This is a genomic window from Pantoea pleuroti (assembly GCF_014156615.1).
GTDB classification, from domain to species: domain Bacteria; phylum Pseudomonadota; class Gammaproteobacteria; order Enterobacterales; family Enterobacteriaceae; genus Pantoea; species Pantoea agglomerans.
Genome location: NZ_SBFD01000011.1, coordinates 69045 through 87840, shown reverse-complemented (window position 1 = coordinate 87840; position 18796 = coordinate 69045). Strand labels below are relative to the sequence as shown.

19 protein-coding genes are annotated in these 18796 nt (G+C 57.1%); 13 read left to right on the top strand and 6 right to left on the bottom strand.

Going from position 1 to position 18796, the window contains the following annotated elements; genetic code table 11:
* Positions 1 to 18 precede the first annotated feature (18 nt).
* The gene (gene hrpB, locus EPG66_RS19980) at positions 19 to 2502 is read right to left on the bottom strand and encodes an ATP-dependent helicase HrpB (protein ID WP_182687914.1); all 2484 of its coding nucleotides are present in this window, start codon (positions 2500 to 2502) and stop codon (positions 19 to 21) included.
* Between the two features lie 36 nt (positions 2503 to 2538).
* On the opposite strand from hrpB, the gene thpR reads away from it, so the two are divergent.
* The 9 genes from thpR to panD all read left to right on the top strand — a co-directional run bounded on the left by thpR (position 2539) and on the right by panD (position 9596).
* Positions 2539 to 3096 carry an RNA 2',3'-cyclic phosphodiesterase gene (thpR, locus tag EPG66_RS19975; protein ID WP_010671851.1) on the top strand — a complete coding sequence of 186 codons (558 nt, stop codon included), beginning with the start codon at positions 2539 to 2541 and terminating at the stop codon, positions 3094 to 3096.
* Complete coding sequence (gene sfsA, locus EPG66_RS19970; protein ID WP_033780601.1) at positions 3074 to 3778, top strand: DNA/RNA nuclease SfsA; 705 nt, start codon at positions 3074 to 3076, stop codon at positions 3776 to 3778. Before thpR ends, sfsA begins: the two co-directional genes overlap by 23 nt.
* 247 nt (positions 3779 to 4025) lie before the next feature.
* Complete coding sequence (gene dksA / locus EPG66_RS19965; RefSeq protein ID WP_010254035.1) at positions 4026 to 4481, top strand: RNA polymerase-binding protein DksA; 456 nt, start codon at positions 4026 to 4028, stop codon at positions 4479 to 4481.
* 73 nt (positions 4482 to 4554) lie between these two features.
* Positions 4555 to 5433, top strand: a complete 879-nt coding sequence (gene gluQRS, locus EPG66_RS19960) for a tRNA glutamyl-Q(34) synthetase GluQRS (protein WP_031591235.1) — start codon at positions 4555 to 4557, stop codon at positions 5431 to 5433.
* An 86-nt stretch (positions 5434 to 5519) separates the two neighbouring features.
* The gene (gene pcnB, locus EPG66_RS19955; protein WP_203583884.1) at positions 5520 to 6938 is read left to right on the top strand and encodes a polynucleotide adenylyltransferase PcnB; all 1419 of its coding nucleotides are present in this window, start codon (positions 5520 to 5522) and stop codon (positions 6936 to 6938) included.
* A complete protein-coding gene (gene folK, locus EPG66_RS19950) occupies positions 6935 to 7420 on the top strand; it encodes a 2-amino-4-hydroxy-6-hydroxymethyldihydropteridine diphosphokinase (protein ID WP_115757998.1) in 486 nt (161 codons plus the stop codon). The genes pcnB and folK overlap by 4 nt, the downstream gene beginning before the upstream one ends.
* A gap of 83 nt (positions 7421 to 7503) precedes the next feature.
* On the top strand, positions 7504 to 8298 hold the full coding sequence (panB, locus tag EPG66_RS19945; RefSeq protein ID WP_182687912.1) for a 3-methyl-2-oxobutanoate hydroxymethyltransferase: 795 nt from the start codon (positions 7504 to 7506) through the stop codon (positions 8296 to 8298).
* Positions 8299 to 8313: 15 nt separating this feature from the next.
* A complete protein-coding gene (panC, locus tag EPG66_RS19940; RefSeq protein ID WP_182687910.1) occupies positions 8314 to 9168 on the top strand; it encodes a pantoate--beta-alanine ligase in 855 nt (284 codons plus the stop codon).
* 47 nt (positions 9169 to 9215) lie between these two features.
* On the top strand, positions 9216 to 9596 hold the full coding sequence (panD, locus tag EPG66_RS19935; RefSeq protein WP_010254022.1) for an aspartate 1-decarboxylase: 381 nt from the start codon (positions 9216 to 9218) through the stop codon (positions 9594 to 9596).
* A gap of 65 nt (positions 9597 to 9661) precedes the next feature.
* Here panD and EPG66_RS19930 read toward each other — a convergent pair whose 3' ends face one another.
* From EPG66_RS19930 to EPG66_RS19920, 3 genes are all read right to left on the bottom strand, one after another.
* Positions 9662 to 10675, bottom strand: coding sequence for an acyltransferase family protein (locus EPG66_RS19930; protein ID WP_010254020.1), 1014 nt, complete (start codon positions 10673 to 10675; stop codon positions 9662 to 9664).
* 424 nt (positions 10676 to 11099) lie between these two features.
* On the bottom strand, positions 11100 to 11870 hold the full coding sequence (locus EPG66_RS19925; protein ID WP_010254018.1) for an ABC transporter permease: 771 nt from the start codon (positions 11868 to 11870) through the stop codon (positions 11100 to 11102).
* The gene (locus EPG66_RS19920; RefSeq protein WP_010671845.1) at positions 11867 to 12796 is read right to left on the bottom strand and encodes an ABC transporter ATP-binding protein; all 930 of its coding nucleotides are present in this window, start codon (positions 12794 to 12796) and stop codon (positions 11867 to 11869) included. Before EPG66_RS19920 ends, EPG66_RS19925 begins: the two co-directional genes overlap by 4 nt.
* A 108-nt stretch (positions 12797 to 12904) precedes the next feature.
* On the opposite strand from EPG66_RS19920, the gene can reads away from it, so the two are divergent.
* On the top strand, positions 12905 to 13561 hold the full coding sequence (can, locus tag EPG66_RS19915; RefSeq protein ID WP_029519477.1) for a carbonate dehydratase: 657 nt from the start codon (positions 12905 to 12907) through the stop codon (positions 13559 to 13561).
* An 80-nt stretch (positions 13562 to 13641) separates the two neighbouring features.
* Here can and hpt read toward each other — a convergent pair whose 3' ends face one another.
* Positions 13642 to 14178, bottom strand: a complete 537-nt coding sequence (gene hpt, locus EPG66_RS19910) for a hypoxanthine phosphoribosyltransferase (RefSeq protein WP_010254010.1) — start codon at positions 14176 to 14178, stop codon at positions 13642 to 13644.
* 235 nt (positions 14179 to 14413) lie between these two features.
* On the opposite strand from hpt, the gene EPG66_RS19905 reads away from it, so the two are divergent.
* The gene (locus EPG66_RS19905; RefSeq protein ID WP_115757995.1) at positions 14414 to 15697 is read left to right on the top strand and encodes a cystathionine gamma-synthase family protein; all 1284 of its coding nucleotides are present in this window, start codon (positions 14414 to 14416) and stop codon (positions 15695 to 15697) included.
* Here the strand turns inward: EPG66_RS19905 and cueO are convergent, their stop codons facing one another.
* Positions 15698 to 17293, bottom strand: coding sequence for a multicopper oxidase CueO (gene cueO / locus EPG66_RS19900; RefSeq protein WP_182687908.1), 1596 nt, complete (start codon positions 17291 to 17293; stop codon positions 15698 to 15700).
* A 182-nt stretch (positions 17294 to 17475) separates the two neighbouring features.
* On the opposite strand from cueO, the gene EPG66_RS19895 reads away from it, so the two are divergent.
* Both EPG66_RS19895 and speE read left to right on the top strand, forming a co-directional pair.
* Complete coding sequence (locus EPG66_RS19895) at positions 17476 to 17823, top strand: YacC family pilotin-like protein (protein WP_003854673.1); 348 nt, start codon at positions 17476 to 17478, stop codon at positions 17821 to 17823.
* Positions 17824 to 17925: 102 nt separating this feature from the next.
* Positions 17926 to 18789 (top strand): polyamine aminopropyltransferase, encoded by an 864-nt coding sequence (gene speE / locus EPG66_RS19890; protein ID WP_163841761.1) that lies wholly within the window; start codon positions 17926 to 17928, stop codon positions 18787 to 18789.
* Positions 18790 to 18796 lie beyond the last annotated feature (7 nt).

The following is an 18796-nucleotide window of genomic DNA, read 5'->3' as shown; positions in this document are numbered from 1 at the left end:
GAATTCGATCCAGCGGACTCAACCCTGCGGGGACATTTTTTTGGTTCGCCTTGTTGGCAAGGCGGTGGCCGGATCCTCGGGCCAGGGATGTTTAGGATAACGTCCCTTCATCTCTTTCCTGACCTCCGGCCAGGCACCGCGCCAGAACGCCGCCAGATCGCGGGTGATCTGCAACGGCCGCTGGGCGGGCGATAACAGCTCCAGCACCAGCGGAATACGTCCTTCCGCTACGGTGGGATTCTGCGCCTCGCCAAACATCTCCTGAATCCTGACCGCCAGCGCGGGCGGCTTCTCCGCATCGTAGCGGATTGGCAGCCGGCTTCCGGTGGGCACAGTGTAATGAGTTGGCAGCACAGTATCCAGCCGCTGACGTTGTGACCATGTGAGTAAATGTAAGAGCGCCGTGGTCAGGTTCACTGCCTGCATGCTGCGGAGATCGCGCACCGCTGACATCTGCGGCAACAGCCACTGCGACAGGCTCTCAAGCAGCGTTTCATCATCGGTCGCGGGCCAGCTCTCTTCCGGCAGCCACCGGGCCGCACACTGGATGCGCAGGCGCAGCTGTTCGGCGTCCGGCGTCCAGCCCAGTACCGACAGACCTTTTTCGGCGATCCAGCGCAGCATGGCCGCGTGCAGCACCTCCGGTTCCGGGCGCGCCATCGGCTGAGTTTTCAGTATCAGCGCGCCAATCTGCTCACGTCTGAACGCACGCAGCGTACCTTTCTCTTCGTCCCATTCCACTTCGGTCCGGCGCTCAATCAGCGCAGGCTGCTGCTGGCACAGCGTTTCAATATTCACCGGCAGTGCCAGCAACATCCGGGCATCTGGTGTGGCACTGCCCTGCAACAGAGCAGGCGCAATCAGCCATTCATTGCGCGTCAGGCCATCCTGCTCATCGAGTCTGGCGCCCAGCCCGTTGGCCAGCTGATAGCGACCGCTCTGATCGCGTCGCCGCGCCAGCCGATCGCCAAAGCCCACCGCCAGCAATCCGGCGAAACGATCTTCATCGATGCGCCCGCCACGGATTTTAAGCCGCTGCTGCCACAGCTGCGCCCGCCGCTGCCATTGCGCCTGCGGCCGATGCAGCGCATCACGCAGGTCGGCGCTGCCGCTGCGGGGAGGATCTTCCAGAATCGCCACCAGCAACGCGGCGCTGGCGACCGCATCCGGCTCATCGCCTGCGGCACACAGCATGGCGGCGAGTCGGGGATCGCATCCCAGCTGCGCCATACGCCGTCCCAGCGTGTTGAGCAGGCCGTTGTTGTCCAGTGCTCCCAGTCGGGTCAGCTGCTGCTGCGCCGCATCCAGATTTCTGGCGGGCGGCTGGTCCAGCCACTGCAGCTGTTGCGGCTGGGTACAGCCCCACTGCAGCAGATCCAGCCACAGTGACGAGAGATCGCTGTTAACGATTTCTGGTTCACTCTGCGCCGCCGCTCGTGATGCCTGCTCCTGCGGCACCAGATGCAGGCAGAGCCCCGGCATCAGTCGCCCGGCGCGACCTGCACGCTGGATCATCGATGCCTGGCTGATTCGCTGGGTCTGCAGACGCGTCACGCCGCTGCGGGCGTCAAACAGAGCGCTGCGTTCCAGCGCACTGTCGACCACTAGCCGAATCCCCTCAATGGTCAGGCTGGTTTCGGCGATATTGGTGGCCAGCACCACTTTGCGGCGGCCGGCGGCGGCAGGCAGAATTGCCCGGCGCTGCGCCGCCAGCGGCAGTGCGCCATAGAGCGGCGTCAGATCAACGTCGTCACTGATGCGTGATTCCAGCTCGCGCTTCACCCGTTCGATCTCCGCCACACCCGGCAGAAACAGCAGCAGCGAACCGCTCTCATCCCGCAGCAGCTGGGCGACTTCACGCGCGACCGCCTCTTCAAAACGCACATTCTGATTCAGTGACGCGTAACGCCGCTCAACCGGATAGCTGCGCCCTTCTGAAACGATTAGTGGCGCATCCGGCAGCAGCGCCGCCAGCCGGGCGTTGTCCAGCGTGGCGGACATCAGCATGATTTTAAGGTCGTCGCGCAGCCCCTGCTGCACATCAAGCAGCAGCGCCAGCGCCAGATCGGCCTGCAGGCTGCGCTCGTGAAATTCATCAAGGATCACCAGCGAAACGCCCTCCAGCATCGGGTCGTGCTGAAGCATGCGCGTGAGCATCCCTTCGGTCACCACCTCCAGCCGGGTCTGTGGCCCGACGCAGCTTTCGCCACGCATCCGGAATCCCACCGTGCCACCCGGCTGCTCGCCGAGTTGCTCCGCCAGCCGCTGCGCCACATTACGCGCCGCCAGCCGACGAGGCTCCAGCATGATGATCCGTCCCGGCAGCGCCGCCTGCTGTAACAACTGCAGCGGCAGCCAGGTCGATTTGCCCGCGCCGGTTGGTGCGGCCAGCAGGATTTGTGGGGCGTCACTCAGCGCCGCCAGGATGTCAGGCAGCACCGCGCTGACCGGTAAATCGCTCACAGCAAACTCCGCTTCTGCCTGTGCTAAGATGGCGCGCATTGTAGCATCCATCCGTGATATTTGCCGGAGAGCGCCATGGCGACACAACGCTTATTTTTTGCCATCAGCCTGCCTGACGAGATGCAGCAAGAGCTGGTGCGCTGGCGGGCCGATACCTTTCCTGCGGAGGCGGGCCAGCCGGTGGTCGCGGCGAATCTGCACCTGACGCTGGCGTTTCTGGGTGAAGTTGCGCCGGAAACCTCACAGCGCCTGCAGACGCTGGCCTCGCGTATTGTACAGCCCGGTTTTGATCTCGACCTTGATGATGCCGGACACTGGCCGCGCCCCGGCGTGGTCTGGCTCGGCTGCCAGCGCGCGCCACGCGGGCTGTTGCAGCTCGCCAGCCTGCTGCGGGCGCAGGCCGCCCGGCATGGCTGTTACCAGAGCCCCCAGCCGTTTCATCCACACATCACGCTGTTACGCCACGCCACGCAGCCGGTGACGTTACCGCCGCGCGGCTTTCACTGGCGTTTTCGCGTCTCCACCTTTTCTCTGTTCGCCTCTGAATATGCCCGGGGACGCACCCGCTATCGCGCCCTGGCAAGCTGGCCATTACATTCTCAGGATCCGCATGCACTTCTCTCCGCCCCTTAAACCCGCCCGTCTGATCGCCCGTTACAAACGTTTTTTGGCCGATGTGGTGACGCCTGAGGGCGACGTTCTGACGATTCACTGCGCCAATACCGGCGCCATGACCGGCTGCGCCACGCCGGGCGATCGGGTCTGGTACTCGACCTCCGACAGCCTGACGCGCAAATACCCCCACAGCTGGGAGCTGACCGAAACCCAACAGGGCCACTGGATCTGCGTGAATACGCTGCGCGCCAACCAACTGGTGGCTGAGGCGCTGGAGCAGGATCGGCTGCCGGCGCTGGCGGGTTATACGCATCGTCAGGCGGAAGTGAGATATGGCACTGAAAAAAGCAGAATTGATTTCCTGCTCAAAGCAGAGGCCCGGCGCAACTGCTATATTGAGGTGAAATCCGTAACCCTTCTACATGAAGGAAAAGGGTATTTTCCGGATGCGGTGACGATTCGAGGACAGAAACACCTGCGTGAACTGGCGACAGTTGCGGCAGAGGGTCATCGGGCCGTTTTGTTGTTTGCCGTTTTGCACTCGGGGATTGAGGACGTTTCCCCGGCACGGCACATTGATGTGGCGTATGCAGAACAACTGGCTCAGGCGCAGCAGGAGGGCGTAGAGGTTTTAGCGTATCAGGCAGACTTATCGGCGGAAGGAATGTTTCTTAAATCGCCGATCAACGTAACCTTGTAATATCTTTTGCAATTTTATGTGTTAAGAATGTTCTGAGCTAAGGGCCAATTACGCTGTTCCTCACAGGCTTGTCAAGGTGTGTTCATGAAGAATTGCCAACCCTGACTGCTTCTGTTATTTATAGCGGCCTGTTTTTTTCCCCAATAGGGGATCGATGTACCCCGCAGACGTCAAATGCAGGCTGGCAGCAAGGCCCCTGCGAGACGAAATTCGAAGGGTATAGTGCGTGTTATCCAGGAGAAGCAACATGCAAGAAGGTCAAAACCGTAAAACATCGTCCCTGAGTATTCTCTCTATTGCTGGCGTTGAACCTTATCAGGTGAAGCCTGGCGAAGAGTATATGAATGATGCGCAGCTGACCCATTTTCGCAAGATTCTGGAAGCCTGGCGTAATCAATTACGGGACGAAGTCGATCGTACCGTTTCTCATATGCAGGATGAAGCCGCTAACTTCCCGGACCCGGTTGACCGTGCCGCGCAGGAAGAGGAGTTCAGCCTGGAGCTGCGTAACCGCGATCGCGAACGTAAACTGATCAAAAAGATCGAGAAGACGCTGAAGAAAGTTGAAGATGACGACTTCGGCTATTGCGATTCCTGTGGCGTTGAGATTGGTATCCGCCGTCTCGAAGCCCGTCCTACTGCCGATCTCTGCATCGACTGTAAGACGTTAGCAGAAATTCGTGAGAAGCAAATGGCCGGCTGATGCCGCGTCCAGCCTGTTACCACGCAGTGGAACAACTGCTGTTTTGTCCGCTGCGTGGTCACTTCTGAAACCTATGTCATCCTCCTGTATCGGTCGCTTCGCCCCTTCTCCCTCTGGTGAACTCCACTTCGGATCGCTGATTGCTGCCCTGGGCAGTTACCTGAGCGCTCGTGCGCAAAACGGCGTCTGGCGGGTGAGGATTGAAGATATCGATCCGCCACGGGAAGTGCCGGGTGCCGCCAGCCGTATCCTGCATCAGCTGGAGCACTACGGTTTAAAGTGGGATGGCGAGGTGCTGTGGCAGTCACAGCGTCATGAGGCCTACCGTGACGCGCTGGCCTGGCTGCAGCAGCATCGTCAGAGTTATTACTGCACCTGCCCCCGGCGTCGCATTCAGCAGATTGGCGGTTTCTATGATGGTTACTGCCGTGAACGGCAACGCGGACCGGAGAATGCCGCGCTGCGTTTACGCCAGCATGCGCCGGTCTTTGCGTTTGACGATCGTCTGCGTGGCCGTGTGGAGGCGGACAGACGTCTGGCACAGGAAGATTTTATTATTCACCGCCGTGATGGCCTGTTTGCCTATAACCTGGCGGTCGTCGTCGATGATCATTTTCAGGGCATTACCGAAGTGGTTCGCGGCGCAGATTTGATTGAGCCGACGGTGCGACAGATTGCGCTTTACCAGCAATTTGGCTGGCCGGTGCCTGACTGGCTGCATCTGCCGCTGGCGCTTAACCACGATGGCCATAAGTTGTCGAAGCAGAATCATGCACCTGCGCTGCCGGATGGCGATGCCAGACCCCTGTTGGTAGCGGCGTTACGCTTCCTCGGACAGCCGGTTTCAGGCGGCTGGCAGGACTTAACGCAGGACAAACTGCTGTCTGATGCGGTGTCGCAGTGGAATATCGCTTTGATGCCGCAAGAGAACGCCCTGAAACCGGATGCATAGACAACAGCATTCTCAAACGGTTCTCAACAGGCTATGATTAGCCGCTGATTTTACCTACACCCTAATTGCCACTGTCGAGGTGTCCCATTTTTACCCGAGTAGCTAATTTTTGCCGGAAAGTCCTGAAGCGTGATGAAGAGGAAGCCCCAGCAGAGGTTGAACCAGAGCGTCTGATGACCATCATTCCTCGTGAAAGCCATACCATCTCACGTAAAGACATCAGCGAAAATGCCCTCAAAGTGCTCTATCGCCTGAACAAAGCCGGTTATGAAGCCTATCTGGTAGGCGGTGGCGTGCGCGATTTGCTACTGGGGCAAAAACCCAAAGATTTCGACGTGACCACCAATGCCACGCCTGAGCAGATGCGTAAGCTGTTCCGCAACTGTCGCCTGGTTGGCCGTCGTTTCCGTCTGGCACACGTGATGTTTGGCCCGGAAGTGATCGAAGTTGCCACCTTCCGTGGACATCATCAGGCGGAAGAGCCGGAAGAGGATCGCAACAGCTCGCAGCGCGCCCAGAGCGGCATGCTGCTGCGCGACAACATCTTCGGCTCTATCGAAGATGATGCCCAGCGACGCGATCTCACCATTAACAGCCTCTACTACAGCGTGGCTGATTTCAGTGTGCGTGACTATGTCGGCGGCATCAGCGATCTCGAACAGGGCATCATTCGCCTGATTGGCGATCCGGAAACCCGCTACCGCGAAGATCCGGTCCGCATGCTGCGCGTCGCACGCTTTGCCGCCAAGCTCAATATGAGCATTGCGCCGGAAACCGCCGAGCCGATTCCACGTCTGGCCTCGCTGTTGCGTGATATTCCGCCTGCTCGCCTGTTTGAAGAGTCGCTGAAGATGTTGCAGGCTGGCTACGGCTACAGCACATATCTCAAGCTGTGTGAATATCAGCTGTTCCAGCCACTGTTCCCGACGCTGGCGCGCAACTTCACAGAAAACAGCGACAGTCACATGGAGCGGATGCTGGCGCAGGTGCTGAAAAACACCGATAACCGCATTCACAACGACATGCGCGTTAACCCGGCGTTCCTGTTTGCCGCAATGTTCTGGTATCCGCAACTTGAAACGGCAGAACGCATTGCGCAGGAGAGTGGCCTGACCTACTTCGAAGCTTTTGCGATGGCGATGAACGATACGCTGGACGAAGCCTGCCGTGCGCTGGCGATTCCAAAACGTATTACGTCGCTAATTCGCGATATCTGGCTGCTGCAGTTACGCATGTCCCGCCGTCACGGTAAACGCGCCTGGAAACTGATGGAGCATCCGAAATTCCGCGCTGCTTACGATCTGCTGGCGCTGCGGGCGGAAGTGGAAAATAACCCGGAACTGCTGCGCCTGAGCCAGTGGTGGGGTGAATTCCAGGTGGCTGCGCCGCCGCATCAGAAAAACATGCTCAATAACCTGGGTGACGATCCGGTGCCGCGTAATAAATCGCGTCGTCCGCGCCGCCGCCCTTCCGCGCCGCGTCGTGACAACCAGAACGTCTCATGACACGGGTTTACCTCGCGTTAGGCAGTAACCTGGCCGATCCGCTGCATCAGGTTGATGCAGCGCTGACCGCACTGGATGCGTTGCCGCAGACGCAACGCATCGCTACCTCGCCGTTCTACCGCACGCCGCCTTATGGCCCGCCCGATCAGCCCGATTTTCTCAATGCCGCCGTGGCGCTGGAGACCGATCTCAGTGCAGAAGCGCTGCTTGACCATACCCAGCGGATCGAGCGGGAGCATGGTCGGGTGCGCAAGGCAGAACGCTGGGGTCCGCGCACGCTGGATATCGATCTGATGCTGTTTGGCGAGGCGCAAATCAACACGGAGCGGCTGATTGTGCCGCACTATGATCTGCTGAATCGCGCGTTTATGCTGGTGCCCCTGCTGGCGATTGCGCCAGACGCCCGCCTGCCCGACGGCCGCGCACTCAGCACAATCCTGGCTACCCTCGACAGCAGCAGCATCGTGCTGTGGCACGGCTGAGCAGACAATCGCACATCTCTGATTCCGCTCTTTCACGCTATCCAGTAAACTGCGCCCATCAGAATTCCTGAGTTGAGAGCGCCATGAAACCCACCACGATTTCACATCTGCGTCAGGCGAAAGCCAGCGGTAAAAAATTCGCGACCCTGACCGCCTACGATTTCAGTTTTGCCCGCTTGTTTGCCGATGAAGGCATTCAGGTGCTGCTGGTTGGTGATTCTTTAGGGATGACGGTGCAGGGGCATGATTCCACCCTGCCAGTCACGGTCAGCGACATCGCCTATCACACCGCCGCCGTGCGCCGTGGCGCACCTCAGGCACTGCTGCTCGCCGACCTGCCGTTTATGAGTTATGCCACGCCACAGCAGACCTTTGACAACGCCGCGCAGCTGATGCGTGCCGGTGCTAACATGGTGAAACTGGAAGGCGGGAGCTGGCTGGCTGAGACCGTGCAGATGCTGACCGAGCGGGCCGTTCCGGTATGTGGTCATCTGGGCCTGACACCGCAGTCGGTCAATATCTTTGGCGGCTATAAAGTGCAGGGCCGGGATGAAGCCGGTGCAGAGCAGCTGCTGTCCGATGCGCTGGCGCTGGAAGCCGCAGGTGCACAGCTGATGGTGCTGGAGTGTGTGCCGGTATCGGTAGCGCAGCGGATTACCGACGCGCTCACCATCCCGGTGATCGGTATCGGTGCCGGCAATGTCACTGATGGTCAGATTCTGGTGATGCATGACGCGCTGGGCGTGACCGGCGGCCACATTCCCAAATTTGCCAAAAATTTCCTGGCGGAGACCGGCGATGTTCGCGCGGCGATTCGCCACTATATCGCCGAAGTCGAGGCCGGAACCTATCCGGCGGCAGAGCACTGTTTCCAGTAATCCAGGAGAGTCACCGTGTTGATCATTGAAACGCTGCTGATGCTGCGCCAGGAAGTCCGTCGCTGGCGTCTGCAGGGTAAACGCATTGCGCTGGTGCCGACCATGGGCAACCTGCATGAAGGCCATCTGACGCTGGTGGATGAAGCACGGGCGCGCGGCGACATCGTGATTGTCTCGATCTTTGTCAATCCGATGCAGTTCGATCGCGCCGATGATTTAGCGCGCTACCCGCGCACGCTGCAGGAAGATTGTGAAAAGCTGAATCGCCACCAGGTTGATGTCGTCTTCGCCCCCTCACCTGCTGAAGTCTATCCGCAGGGCGCGCAGAATCAGACCTTTGTTGAGGTGCCGGTGCTCTCTTCCCTGCTGGAAGGGGCCACACGTCCAGGCCATTTTCGCGGTGTAGCCACTATCGTCAGCAAACTGTTTAATCTGGTACAGCCCGATATTGCCTGTTTCGGTGAAAAGGATTTTCAGCAGCTGGCTATCATTCGTAAGATGGTGGCCGATATGGGCTTCGACATTGAGATTGTTGGTGTGCCTACGGTGCGCGCTAAAGATGGCCTGGCGCTGAGTTCGCGCAACGGCTACCTGACGGCAGATGAACGTAAGCTGGCACCGGCCCTGAGCCAGGTGATGCATGAGATGGCGACGCGGCTGGAGAATGGCGAGCGTCATATTGACGAGATCATTGAGGCAGCCAGTGAGGCACTGCTGGCGCAGGGATTGCGTCCTGATGGCCTGGCGATCTGTGATGCGGAAACGCTGCAACCGCTGACGGTGGACAGCCAGCGCGCGGTGGTGCTGATGGCCGCCTGGCTGGGCAAGGCCCGCCTGATTGATAATCAAACCGTTGACCTGACGCAGTAATCAATCCCGCTGCAGGTTATTTTATTTCTCTGACAAGGTTTCTGGCTATGATTCGCACTGTTCTGCAAGGCAAATTGCACCGCGTGAAGGTGACGCAGGCGGACCTCAATTATGAAGGTTCCTGCGCTATCGATCAGGATTTCCTGGATGCTTCCGGCATTCTGCAATATGAAGCGATCGATATTTATAACGTCACCAACGGTCAGCGCTTTTCCACCTACGCTATCGCGGCTGAGCGTGGCTCGAAAATCATCTCGGTCAACGGTGCGGCCGCCCGCTGTGCCTGCGAAGGCGATATTTTAATTATCTGCTCCTATGTGCAGGTAGACGATGCCGAAGCGCGTCAGTGGCAGCCTAAGGTCGCCTATTTTGAAGGTGACAACCAGATGAAGCGTCTGGCGAAAGCGCTGCCGGTGCAGATTGCCTGATTACAACCTGATTAAAAAAGGGCCGCCGGTAAAACGGGCGGCCCTTTTTATTTCTGCTGCAGTAATTAAACCGGTTTGGTTGTCATCGGCTTCGATGACTTTTTCATCGTAAAGAGGAAATTAAACCAGCCGCGTTTTCTCATCAGACATAATGTCCACGGTAACGCCAGCGCCACCAGGAATGCCGAAATAAACTTCAGGTCATTTACCCAGGCAGACGGGCTTTCAAACTTCACAATCTTACTGAAGAACTGAATCGCCAGATAATGCGACAGGTAGAAGACGATAGAATTGACGCCTATGTAGTAGACCAGTTCAGACTTCAGTTTCAGCGCAATCCAGACAAAGAACGGAACCGATAATAGTGCCAGCGGTGACAATAACGCCTGGGAATGACGTTCCAGTACAAAGATATTCAGGCAGGAGAGCAGCACAAAACTAATTACCGAGATTAACAGCGTCGGGCCATGCTGCACTTTCTCTGCGATATCCACCTGCTTCCTTACGACGTAATCGCCGAGATAGAAGAATACAAACAGATAAAGCGATTTATTGATGTGGGTATTGTCGAAGCTGGCAAACACCCCATCCGCCTCAATCGCTGGCAGCGCCCAGCTCAGCGTCATACAGATGGCAAACACCAGCAGGAACGGCAAGTGACGGGCAAAGATAATCACAATAAAGAAGATAAACAGCGAATGCAGGAACCAGGTCATATCACCGCCACCGGTCAGGTGGGAGAGAATAATATTCATCGGTGATTGCGGCGTATTAGCCATCGAGCTGAACAGGATTTTCAACCCGCCGTAGACGGCAACCCAGACCACAAATGGATAGAGAATACTGCGCACCTTGTTATTAAAAAAAGGACCCAGGCCTTTTCTTAACCCGGCATCGACAAATAAACCTGAAACAAAGAACATCAGCCCCAGCCTTACCGGTGCCAGCATCTCATTTAACAGGCCGCTGAAGGCGGTAAAATGTCCGGCGTTATTATGTACGGCAATAGTGCTGTGCAAAAAAATGATTGCGAGAATACTCAATCCCCGCAGATTATCGATCCACGTTATACGATTCATCTTTTCCTGCCTTTGATTAAAAACTGGCCCTGATTCGGTTGCCATTTTTCTTATTAAGAAGACTCTTAGCCTACTCATTCGTCCCTGAGCAGAGGAATAACCTTATTCCGGCGCTATTCTGATAATTCATAATCAAATAAACAACAGCCAGACTTTAAGGCTATTCTTAAAAAATATTTAATAGTTAAGAATCATTCAGATAGCGAAAGATGTCAGAGTATTATCAGATAATACTTAGGGTTATTTTTTGTGAGTAAGGATGTAAGCGAGGCGTCGGGCGGCTTCAGAGGCAAAATATAACGAATGAGGCGGGTTTTAAGGTGATTTTTAAGGCCAGTCAGAACCGTAGTCAGCGTGATTTACTCTCCACCCAAAAAAAAGCCACGCCCTTATCGCAGCGTGGCCCTTACCATTCAGCTTAACGTCAGGTGCGTAATCCGCGCCCGCGCTGTATCAGCGCATAGACCAGCCAGTAGAACACCAGAATAAAGGCCACCAGCACCGAGAGGGTAAACACCAGCGGCACATCATTAATGCCGAGGAAGCCATAACGGAATCCGCTAATCATATAAACGATTGGATTGAGTTTAGAGACAGCCTGCCAGATCGGCGGCAACAGACTCAGTGAATAGAATACGCCGCCCAGATAAGTCAGTGGCGTCAGCACAAAGGTCGGGATCAGGCTGATATCGTCAAACGTGCGCGCGAAGACAGCGTTCAGCAGACCTGCCAGTGAAAACAGAATCGCGGTCAGCAGCAGCGTGACCGCCACCATCGTCCAGGAATGCACGTGGAACGGCACAAAGAACAGCGAAATGGCCGTCACCAGAATACCCACGCAGACACCACGCGCCACCCCGCCGCCAACATAACCGGCAATAATGATGTGGGTCGGCACCGGCGCGACCAGCAGCTCTTCAATGTTGCGCTGGAACTTGGCGCTGAAGAACGACGACGCCACGTTGGCATAGGCGTTAGTAATGACCGCCATCATAATCAATCCCGGCACGATGAACTGCATATAACTAAAGCCGTGCATCTCACCGATGCGCGACCCGATCAGGTTGCCAAAAATGATGAAATAGAGCGTCATGGTGATGACCGGCGGTACCAGCGTCTGGATCCAGATGCGGGCGAAGCGGTTAACCTCTTTGGCCCAGATGCTCTTCAGCGCCACCCAGTAGAGATGTGTCATGCTTTTGCTCCTGTTTTTCCCTGCGTCGTCAGACCCACAAACAGCTCTTCAAGACGGTTGGCTTTATTACGCATACTCAGCACCTGCACACCCTGCGCGCTAAGCTGGCTGAAGACACTGTTGAGACCCTGCTCACGCAGCACTTCCACTTCGAGCGTTGAGGTATCGGTCAGCCGGTACTGGAACCCTTCCAGCGAGGGCAGCGGACTGCGTGGTGCCAGATCCAGGATAAAGGTTTCTGATTTGAGCTTGGAGAGCAGCCCTTTCATCGAGGTGTTCTCCACCAGCTCACCGCTCTGGATGATGCCGATGTTGCGGCACAGCATCTCCGCCTCTTCCAGATAGTGGGTAGTGAGAATAATGGTCGTGCCTTTGGCATTGAGATCTTTCAGGAACACCCACATCGAGCGTCGCAGTTCGATATCCACGCCAGCAGTGGGTTCATCCAGAATCAGCAGCTTAGGCTCATGCATCAGCGCACGGGCGATCATCAGGCGACGCTTCATCCCGCCGGAAAGCATGCGCGCACGTTCAGCGCGTTTTCCCCACAGATCGAGCTGCTTCAGATACTTTTCTGCCCGCTCATTGGCTTCACGACGCTCAACACCGTAGTAACCCGCCTGATTAACGACGATTTGCATCACCGTCTCAAACGGGTTGAAGTTAAACTCCTGCGGCACCAGGCCGAGCTGGCGCTTGGCATTCACCACATCTTTTTCGAGATCGTAGCCAAACACCCGCACGCTGCCCTCGGATTTGTTAACCAGCGAACTGATAATTCCGATGGTGGTCGATTTACCGGCACCGTTTGGCCCCAGCAGCGCATAAAAGTCACCCGCTTCAACGTTAAGATCGATGCCCTTCAGCGCCTGCACGCCGCCGGGATAGGTCTTGGTCAGCCGGGAAAGTTCCAGTGCATAAGTCATTCTGCATCCATACCCTGTTTTGATGGCATTGCAATGCCGTTTAAATTTATCAGGCCCTGTCATATAGTACGCGCGCGCACTCTGCGCAGTAACCGGTCGCTCAACACCATGACAGACATCAACACCCTGATCAGAAACAACCGCGAATGGTCAAAATTACTGGTTGAAGAAGATCCCAGCTTTTTTGAGCGGCTCGCCCAGGCACAAAAACCGCGCTTCCTGTGGATTGGCTGTTCTGACAGCCGTGTTCCTGCCGAACGTCTGACCGGACTGGAACCCGGCGAACTCTTTGTTCACCGCAACGTGGCCAATCTGGTTATCCACACCGACCTGAACTGTCTGTCCGTGGTGCAGTACGCTATCGAAGTGCTGGAAGTGGAACACGTTATCGTCTGCGGCCATTACGGCTGCGGCGGCGTGCAGGCGGCGATGGATAACCCGGAGCTGGGATTAATCGACAACTGGCTGCTGCACATCCGCGACCTCTGGTACAAGCATAGCGTGTTGCTGGGGGAACTCCCGCCGGATAAGCGCCTGGACAAACTGTGCGAAATCAACGTTATTGAACAAGTCTACAACCTGGGGCACTCGACCGTACTGCAATCTGCCTGGAAACGCGGTAAGGATGTCTCCCTGCACGGCTGGGTATACGGCATTCAGGACGGCTGTCTGCGTAACCTTGATGTGACAGCAAACAGCCGGGAGATCCTCGAACAGCGCTACCGCCACGGCATTGCTAATCTGCGGAAGAACGGCGAGGCCTGAGCCTGTCGCAGCGTAAAGCGCGGCATAGCCTACACCAGGCAACCGGTGCAGGCCTTGGAAGAATGTGCGGTAGAGCGGTATCAGGATTCCAGCGGCACCACTTTGCCGATATAAGGCAGATGGCGATAGTGCTGAGCATAGTCGATACCAAAGCCCACCACGAACTCATCCGGAATCGCAAAGCCGACATATTCGACGTTCACTTCGACTTCACGGCGCTCTGGCTTATCCAGCAGGGTACAGATCGCCAGGGATTTTGGCTGACGCAGCTGCAGAATCTCACGCACTTTGCTCAGGGTGTTACCGGAGTCGATGATATCTTCGACGATCAGCACATCCTTGCCACGGATGTCTTCATCCAGATCTTTCAGGATTTTCACATCACGCGTGCTGGACATACCGCTGCCGTAACTGGAAGCCGTCATAAAGTCGACTTCATGCGGCACATCGATGGCGCGACAGAGATCAGCCATGAACATAAAGGAGCCGCGCAGCAGCCCCACCAGCACCATATCGCTGCCGCTGTCGCGGTAGTGGTCGTTAATCTCTTTGCCCAGTTCAGCGATGCGCGTGGCGATTGCCTGTTCAGGGATCATCACTTCAACAGTGTGTTTCATTGCGTTCAGCCCGGTTACGTCAGAAAAGCCCCGGAGTCTATCACAGACGCAGCAGCGACGGCTGTGCGGCACCATAAGCAAACGATTACGTCGCGAAAATTATTACCCGCCGCCTGCAGCTCGCTGAAATGCGCATTACCTTAGAACATTCTGGCATTTACCAGCATGATTCGCTACATGGTAGCCTTTATCCAACAGATCGTTACCCTACTCGCACCGCTGGCCGGAGATCACAATGACTTCATCTTCAAGCAAAAAAACGCATATCGGCGACAGGCCGCTGCACCCTGAAACCCAGATGCTGAACTATGGCTATGATCCCCGCCTCTCTGAGGGTGCGGTGAAGCCGCCGGTCTTTCTGACATCAACCTTTGTCTTTGACAGCGCCGAAGAGGGACGGGATTTCTTTGATTACGTCTCTGGCCGACGTGAGCCGCCGGAAGGCAAATCGGGTGGGCTGGTCTATTCCCGCTTTAACCACCCTAACAGCGAAATTGTAGAAGATCGGCTGGCGGTCTATGAGCAGGCGGAGAGCTGTTCGCTCTTCTCTTCCGGCATGGCCGCCATCTCCACTGCCCTGCTGACGTTTGCCCGTCCGGGCGAGGTGATCCTGCATTCCCAGCCGCTGTATGGCGGCACCGAAACCCTGCTTAGCAAGACGCTGCACAATCTGGACATCAAAGCGGTGGGTTTCAGCGACGGCAATGATGAAGTCAGAGTGCGTGAAGCCGCTCAGCAGGCGATGGCCCAGGGCCGGGTAGCGGTGATCCTGATTGAAACGCCAGCGAATCCTACCAACAGCCTGGTTAATATCCGCCTGATGGCGCGTATCGCTGATGAGATCGACCAGCAGCAGGGGTCACGACCGATTATCGCCTGTGACAACACGCTGCTCGGCCCGCTGTTCCAGCAGCCGCTGACGCTGGGCGCTGACCTGTCGCTCTACTCGCTGACCAAGTATGTTGGCGGTCACTCTGACCTGATTGCAGGCGCGGCGATGGGCAGTAAAGCGCTGATGGCGAAAGTGCGCGCCCTGCGTAGCGCAATCGGCACGCAGCTGGATCCGCACTCAAGCTGGATGCTCAGCCGCTCGCTGGAAACGCTGTCGCTACGCATGGAGAAAGCCTGGCAGAATGCGGAAGCGGTCGCGGCGTTTCTGCGCGATCACCCGAAAGTGGCGAAGCTGCGCTGGCTGCCCTATCTGGATGCGGAAAGCGCCGAAGGGAAAACCTATCGCGAGCAGTGCAGCGGTGCCGGTTCGACCTTCTCATTTGATATCGTCGGCGATCAGCCCGCTGCGTTCCGTTTTCTTAATGCGCTGTCGCTGTTTAAGCAGGCGGTAAGCCTGGGCGGAACCGAGTCGCTGGCCAGCCATCCTGGCAGCACCACCCACTCCGGCGTGCCGCAGGCGGTGCGTCAGCGTATTGGGATCACTGACGCCACGGTGCGGCTGTCGATTGGCATCGAAAACGCCGGCGACCTGATCGAAGATGTGAAGCTGGCGCTGGAGCAGGCGTAATCAGCTGACGGTAAAGCCCAGCATCATGCCGGTGTCTTCATGCTCCAGCAGATGGCAGTGGGCCATGTAAGCGTGTTCTGCGGCGGCGACATAGTTGAAGCGTACCAGCACTTCGCTGCGCCAGCCGTCGACATTCACCATATCTTTCCAGCCCTGCCGGTGCGGAGCTGGCGGTTTGCCGTTTTCTGAAAGAATACGGAACTGGGTGCCGTGAATGTGGAACGGGTGCAGCATCGCGTCGCCTTCACCTGAAATCGTCCACTTCTCGTAATCACCCAGCTTCACCGCAAATGACGGCTTCGTCATATCAAAGGCCTGGCCATTAATCTTATTGCCGTTGCGGAAATCGTAACCGGCGGGCGGTGTATTGCCGTGCATGCTGTGATCCATGTTTTCCATATTTTCCATTGGTTGCATCGGCTCGGCAGCCGTTTTTTCCGGCATCGTGTGATGACCGCCCTTGCCCATCGCTTTCTCGCCGTAGCGCTGCATCAGCGCCTGCATGCCCTGCTGGTCCAGCTGCGGGTCCATCATCAGCTGCAGCCAGCGTGTCGTCAGGCCGTCGGTTGAGGGTAGCGCTGGCAGCGTCGCCAGCTGATCCGGCAGCGTGGCGCTGGCCATCACCCGCAGCGGCAGGATCTGCACCAGCGGCAGCGGCTGGTCAAACGGCGGCAGCGTCATGCCCATCTGCTCTGTCGGCAGCGTCACCAGATCGAAGCTCTTACCGTCAGAGGTATCGATCATCACCTCGAAACGCTCGCCCGGCAGGATCGGCAGCGAGTCGAGCTTTACCGGCTCGGCCAGCAGGCCACCATCGCTGGCGATCACGTAGAGAGGACGTTTATCACTGGCGGCAACATGCAGCGAACGGGCATTGCAGCCGTTGAGCAGGCGCAGACGCAACCAGCCGCGCGGCACCGCATGCTGCGGATAGTGCACGCCGTTGGTCAGCATCATATCGCCAAACCAGCCCACCGCGGCGCGCATCACGTCGAGCTGATAATCAATGCGGCTGCCCTCTTTGGTCAGTTGCTTATCCTGAAAAATCAGCGGCACATCATCCACACCCCACTGCGAGGGCAAACGCAGCGTTCCGCTCTCTTTATCTTCCAGCAGGATCAGTCCCGCCAACCCCTGAGCCACCTGATGCCCGGTCTTGCCATGCAGATGCGGGTGATACCAGCAGGTCGCGGCGGGTTGATCGGGCGTAAAAGAGACCTGACGCGAGCCGCCAGGCGCAATCACCGCCTGCGGGCCGCCATCCACTGCACCAGGGATTTCCAGCCCGTGCCAGTGCAGGGTGGTCGCTTCGCTGAGCCGGTTATGAATGTTCACCGTCACCGGTTTGCCACTCTGCATTTTCAGCACCGGCCCCAGCAGGCTGCCGTTATAGCCCCATGTCGGCACCGCTTTGCCGTTCCACTGGGTGGTACCCTGCATCGCGGTGAGGCTGTAGCTGCCCCTGGCATCGGGTTCCAGCAGAGACGGAATCGGCAGCAGCGGACGGGTGGCTGCCATCAGCGAACGGCTCCAGAGCGGCAATGCTCCGGCTGCACTCAGTGCGGCAGTAAGTTTCAGGAAATGGCGACGTTGCATGGTGATCATCCTTGTGGCATCAGAGCGCACAGCCTAAACCCTGACCTTATGGGAAGGTCAAGTCCTGACCGTGCGAATCTGACGAAAAAAAGGCGGTGCAGCAGCCCACAGCGGCAAATTAATCGAAAACCTGAGAGCAACTGTGCTAACGTCATTAACAATATCCATTGAAGAGAACGACTATGAAGCAAAGTATCAGGATCCTGCTGCTGACGGGACTCCTTGGCTTCTCCTCCACCAGTTTTGCCCTGAGCGAATCCGAAGCGGAAGATCTGGCCGATCTCACGGCGGTTTTCGTCTATCTGAAAAATGATTGTGGCTATCAGGATTTACCGGACGCGCAGATTCGCAAAGCGCTGGTCTTTTTTGCTCAGCAGAACCGCTGGGATTTAAGCAACTACAGCAACTACAACATGAAAGCGCTGGGTGAAGATAGCTATCGCGATCTCAGCGGCATCGCCATCACCAACGACAAAAAGTGCAAGTCACTGGCCCGCGATTCGCTGAGCCTGCTGGCCTACGTCAGGTAACGATTCTTCCCTCTGCAGCCGGACATTGACCGTGCAACCACGGTCAGTGTTAGCTATCATATGCCGCCCATCTTCATGGCGATGTCATCAGAGGAGAGCACCATGGCCCACAATGAAACGTGGTATGAAACCCTTCATGCCGGTTTTGGCCAGTATTTCACGGTTGATAAAGAGCTGTACCGTGAGAAGACTGCGCATCAGGATTTAATCATTTTCGAAAATGCCGCGATGGGCCGCGTAATGGCGCTGGACGGCGTCGTTCAGACCACCGAACGCGACGAATTTATCTACCATGAAATGATGACCCACGTTCCGCTGCTGGCGCACGGCGCGGCGAAGAGCGTTCTGATCATTGGCGGCGGTGACGGCGCCATGCTGCGTGAAGTGTCACGTCATCCCGGGATCGAAAAGATTACCATGGTGGAGATCGATGCGGGCGTGGTGACCTTTTGCCGCCAGTATCTGCCGAACCACAGCGCGGGTGCCTATGACGATCCGCGCTTTACGCTGGTAATTGATGACGGGGTGAACTTCGTTAATCAGACGCAGGAAAAGTTTGATGTCATCATCTCCGACTGCACCGATCCGATTGGTCCGGGCGAGAGTCTGTTTACCTCGGAATTTTATGCCGGATGCAAAGCGGCCCTTAATGAAAATGGCATCTTTGTGGCGCAAAATGGCGTCTGTTTCCTGCAGCAGGAGGAGGCCGTTAACAGCCATCGCAAGCTGGGACATTACTTTGCGGACGTCAGTTTCTATCAGGCGGCGATTCCGACCTACTACGGCGGCATCATGACCTTTGCCTGGGCGAGTGATAATCCGGCGCTGCGCCAGCTTGACAACGCGACCTTAAAGGCGCGTTTCGAGGCCGCTGGCCTGACCTGCCGTTATTACACGCCAGCAATCCATACCGGCAGCTTTGCCCTGCCGCAATATCTGTTGAATGCGTTATCTGCCGCGTGCTGATAGTGCA